Annotated in this window: 5 protein-coding genes; all 5 read left to right on the top strand. The window is 42.8% G+C overall.

The features are described from left to right. Positions 1-1055: 1055 nt before the first annotated feature. Positions 1056-1469, top strand: coding sequence for a nucleotidyltransferase substrate binding protein (locus tag Q0791_RS24370; protein ID WP_299011858.1), 414 nt, complete (start codon positions 1056-1058; stop codon positions 1467-1469). Next, the gene (locus tag Q0791_RS24365) at positions 1466-1795 is read left to right on the top strand and encodes a nucleotidyltransferase family protein (protein WP_299011857.1); all 330 of its coding nucleotides are present in this window, start codon (positions 1466-1468) and stop codon (positions 1793-1795) included. Before Q0791_RS24370 ends, Q0791_RS24365 begins: the two co-directional genes overlap by 4 nt. A 233-nt stretch (positions 1796-2028) precedes the next feature. Next, positions 2029-2295, top strand: a complete 267-nt coding sequence (locus Q0791_RS24360; protein ID WP_299011856.1) for a hypothetical protein — start codon at positions 2029-2031, stop codon at positions 2293-2295. Positions 2296-4303: 2008 nt separating this feature from the next. Further along, positions 4304-4558, top strand: coding sequence for a hypothetical protein (locus Q0791_RS24355; protein ID WP_299011855.1), 255 nt, complete (start codon positions 4304-4306; stop codon positions 4556-4558). A gap of 255 nt (positions 4559-4813) precedes the next feature. Next, on the top strand, positions 4814-5195 hold a 382-nt coding region (locus Q0791_RS24350), incomplete at its 3' end, for a hypothetical protein (protein WP_299011854.1).

Below are 5195 nucleotides of genomic sequence, written 5' to 3'. Positions count from 1 at the left end.
CACAGGCGGCTTAGAAAATAAGCTCGGCTTGATACTGCATTTCAGCGATGTTCACTGCCACACAGGCGGCTTAGAAATTGCGCATTTTCAGCGACTCTTTCCAAAAGTAGTTCACTGCCACACAGGCAGCTTAGAAAGCGAACAAATCGAACCCCCAAAGGTAAACCCAGTTCACTGCCACACAGGCAGCTTAGAAAAGTCTCGGGTAGTGAATGGTGCGATGAACACTGTTCACTGCCGTACAGGCAGCTTAGAAATTGAAAAGTTCGGGGTAATTCGGTGATTGATATGTTCACTGCCGTACAGGCAGCTTAGAAATGATAGCGATTCAAATTCGATATTCAGCAAAGGTTCACTGCCGTACAGGCAGCTTAGAAATAGCAAAAAAATAAAAGCGTTTTTTTGCTATGAGTTTCGTGCTTTGCACGAGAAAAGTTATGTTAGTACTCCGTTGCTGTTGAAGCAGTTGCTTTGGCTTTCAATATCGTGTGAATACGTCTGTATGCCTTCGAAAATAGGGTGAATATGACAATGTCATGAGTTTATGAACGAGAAGCTGGGCCGTTCCTTAGCGTTCCTGCTACCGCGGCATTCATAAATCCATTTATATTGAAGCTGAACTGGCTGTTAAGCAGGGATGATGTTGGTTTTCGTTGAGCCTACATGGCCAAAAATGTTCCCGACATTTTAAGGCATTTCCTGCTATCCATGCAGGTCAGATAGTTACAGCGTGCTACAGACGGATTTGCACAAAAGCTCGCTGCAAGGCGAAGGTCATAACAATGATCGCTATGAGCGACAAATAGGGACATTTGGCTGGCCCTTGTATAGTGATATACTTTATTTATTCAATGAATTCTCAATGTGTTGATGAATTCGTCATGCCAGCACTGCCATTCAGGCAGCTTAGAAAATTAACACTGGTCAAGTATTGGAATACATTCGATAATATAGGCATCATATTATGCTGGCTGAATAGACTGGCATAGTATGAAAGATCTAGGATGTTAACAGCGATTATGTCTCGCACATCATGAGTATTAAGAAGGTTGAGTATGTCAGATTATTATGAAGTGCGGTGGGCGCAGCGGTTTCAAAACTTTGAACGGGCATTTTTATTACTACAGCAAACGGTGAATATGCCGAGTTTATCTGTGATTGAGCGTGCAGGCATGATCCAGTTTTTTGAAATGAGCTTTGAGCTGGCTTGGAAAGTCCTTAAAGATTATCAAGAGCTTGAGGGTTTTATCATTAAAAGCCCTAGGGATGCCATTAAGCAAGCGTTTCAATATCAATTAATTGAAGATGGCGGACTTTGGCTTGAGGCGTTAAAAGATCGTAATTTAACCGTGCATACCTATCAAGAGCAAACAGCAAAAGACGTTGAGGAGAAGATTAAGCTGCAATACTATCCGCTGCTGCATGCTTTATATGAAACGTTTACCGCTAAATTGGCTGAGCTGAAATGAGTAGTCTTAAAGCTGCACAACTGGGACTGACGGAAAATGAGCTGAACTTGATACTGCGTGAGATTGCGCAGTTTTCGGCTTTTACTCAGGTGGTGTTATTTGGCTCGCGTGCTAAGGGAAATTATAAACCCGGCTCAGATGTGGATTTGGCGGTGATGGGGGATAAAATATCAAGCCGTGATATCAATGCATTGAGCTATACGCTAAATGAAGAAACTTGTTTGCCCTATTATTTTGATATTGTTCACATTACTCAAGCAAGCCCCGAGCCACTTTGCCGTCACATTAAAGAGCACGGTATAGTATTAGTGAACAAAGTGGCATAAAAAGTGGTATAAATAACAATAGTTTCATTACTCACTGCCACAGTCGGCTTAGAAAGCCTCCTGTTAGTCTCTTTAGCATCTATAGCATGGAATGTTTTTTATCAGACCAAATCGATTAACTCGACTTAAGTATAGTGCATTTTCTTGTAATCATTAATGTTTTTAGGAAGTGCAATATTATTTATTGGTTAGAATGTCTACTCTAAACAAGATCAATCAATTAAGGGTAACTTATGCAAACATTATCGATGAATGAAATTGAATTAGTCAGTGGCGGAGCAAAGGACTGGAATTATGTTCCAGCCATGGTTTTTGGGGCTGAGGGTTTTGTTCTGGGTGGTGCGGTTGGTTTTGCAGCAGCTGGGGCGGTATCACTTTGTGTGTCAGGCACTGTCACTATGGCCGCAGGCGCTTTCGCATTAGGCGTTGGTCTGGCATCTGGTGCGGGCTTTGGTTGCGTAGGCTATTACTACGAGGCTATAGGTCACGCGTTTTCTTAATACTTAAATGCTGCTGCGTAAAAAAAGGTGAGCCATCGAGCTCACCTTTTTTTGATCGTCTTTTGAGTGTCATCAATAAAGAGTGTTTTTGAGTGCTTATTCATTGCATTTTTAAGCCCATGCCGCGTATAGTCAGTTGTTAACTTTTACCCCTTTTTACCTTTTATTTTTTGCTCTTTAACAACTTAAATAAAAATCAACAAGTTACATTGTAGTGATTTTTACAAGGGTAAAACGCGATTTTTATCCTAACTGATTGTTGCAAAGTATTTTTGTGTTAAAATGCCATAGTTCACTGCCACATAGGCGGCTTAGAAACTAAAAAAACACTTTATACACACGAAAAAAAAGTTCACTGCCACATAGGCGGCTTAGAAATTATAGAGTTTTAAGCCAGATAATGATAATACGTTCACTGCCACATAGGCGGCTTAGAAAACAGGAACAAGCAGGAACGCAGGTACAACTAGGTTCACTGCCACATAGGCGGCTTAGAAATCCAATTTTCCATTTCCTGCCCAATTTACCATAGTTCACTGCCACATAGGCGGCTTAGAAAATCCCGACCGTCTTCACCATCGCGACCGTCAGGTTCACTGCCACATAGGCGGCTTAGAAATAATGCCAGTTAGGCCGACAACCTTATTGCCTGTTCACTGCCACATAGGCGGCTTAGAAATATCTTGAAAATCCCATAGGGGCTTTTCGCCGGTTCACTGCCACATAGGCGGCTTAGAAAATATTTGCCGCAATCCGCATCTCATTAGATTTGTTCACTGCCACATAGGCGGCTTAGAAACGTCTAGCCCTACCCTTGTTTTAGTCGAATTTGTTCACTGCCACATAGGCGGCTTAGAAAACTGTAGGCGTTACCGTTTTGATAAAACCATTGTTCACTGCCACATAGGCGGCTTAGAAAACACCAAAAGAAGGTGAATATAAGACGCTGGAGTTCACTGCCACATAGGCGGCTTAGAAATTATGCCTCAATGCTAACTCAATTCACAGAGCGTTCACTGCCACATAGGCGGCTTAGAAATGTTTGTGCTGCATCTATCAATGAACGTAAGTGTTCACCGCCACACAGGCGGCTTAGAAATAACACTGCCAACACCTCACAATTGAGCGTTAGTTCACCGCCACACAGGCGGCTTAGAAAAACCAATTTTAATAATATCCAGCGCTATAGCTGTTCACTGCCACACAGGCGGCTTAGAAACAAATGCAGTGAAGCTAGTCCATAGAGCATGTGGTTCACCGCCACACAGGCGGCTTAGAAATCTAATGTAGATGCTGTGTTCATAATAACTTTGTTCACCGCCACACAGGCGGCTTAGAAATCATCAAGCTGGTGATTCTATTGGCGATTTATGTTCACCGCCACACAGGCGGCTTAGAAATTATTACTTTTGATTTAAATGATTTAATTGGCGTTCACCGCCACACAGGCGGCTTAGAAATTTGAAATAAAAATGATTCGTTAAATAGTCTAGTTCACCGCCACACAGGCGGCTTAGAAATAAGAAATGGCAAAAAATCGAATGCTAAAAAGGTTCACCGCCACACAGGCGGCTTAGAAATTAGTGAAAGCATCAATATCACTCATGCTCATGTTCACTGCCACATAGGCGGCTTAGAAATACAAGCATTTCGCAGATGAGAAGGAACATTGGTTCACTGCCACATAGGCGGCTTAGAAACGTAGCTATACCAAGGGGCGCTTTTTCGTCGAGTTCACTGCCACATAGGCGGCTTAGAAACTTTTGGCGGGTTACGATGTTGATGTTTTGGGGTTCACTGCCGTACAGGCAGCTTAGAAAATTTTAAAAGGAAAAATCATGTCAAACGTAGCGTTCACTGCCGTGCAGGCAGCTTAGAAATAAAAGTCCATACAACAAAAAAACATCAACTAGTTCACTGCCGTGCAGGCAGCTTAGAAATCTATCTTGCAGACGCGATAGATCACATTCTCGTTCACCGCCACACAGGCGGCTTAGAAAAGAATCAAGTGAAGAATGGGATCGCGAAATTAGTTCACCGCCACACAGGCGGCTTAGAAATAATAACTATAAAGATCCTAAAAGATCCTAATGTTCACCGTCACACAGGCGGCTTAGAAATGCACATTCACTTGCACTATCCGCTTCTTGATGTTAACCGTCACACAGGCGGCTTAGAAAATGGCAGCGGAGATCCCCGCCATTATCCTGATGTTCACTGCCACACAGGCGGCTTAGAAAATGTATGGCATTTATCAAGATAATGCTAAAGCGTTTACCGCCACATAGGCGGCTTAGGAATATTAATCGAATATTTTGATCTTCTCTTGCATGTTCACTGCAGCACAGGCAGCTGCTTTATTGGCCCATTGGAGTAACTTTAATGTTTCGATAAAAAATATTGTGATTGAGACAGGATGTTGAAAATAGCCTTAGTTGAGCCATGGATGGCGAATATGAGGCGATAGATATTTTTGTTCATCGAAAATTGAAGTGCTTTACTCCGTTGGGACTGCAAGGTGTTCCAAGAAGGGATTGCTGTGGATCCCCTTTTGGCCCAGTGTGAGTGGGAGCTCACGATCTTACCACCGTCACTCAGGCGGCTTAAAAATGTTAACACTAAGTCATGGACTAATATATCGAGTTCACCGCCACACAGGCGGCTTAGAAAGTCATCGTCAATAATGACACAGGAACTCATTAGTTCACCGCCACACAGGCGGCTTAGAAATGATGGTGTACTTGTTTTTCTTATAGCTAAAAGTTCACCGCTACACAGGCGGCTTAGAAACATTATTGAAATAGCGCCAGCAACGGCCTATGCTTCACCGCCACACAGGCGGCTTAGAAATGATGGTGTACTTGTTTTTCTTATAGCTAAAAGTTCACCGCTACACAGGC

Origin of the sequence: uncultured Shewanella sp. (genome assembly GCF_947495455.1) — a bacterium.
GTDB lineage: Bacteria > Pseudomonadota > Gammaproteobacteria > Enterobacterales > Shewanellaceae > Shewanella.
The sequence above is the reverse complement of the archived record's forward strand: the minus strand, read 5'-3'. Positions and strand labels throughout refer to the sequence as shown.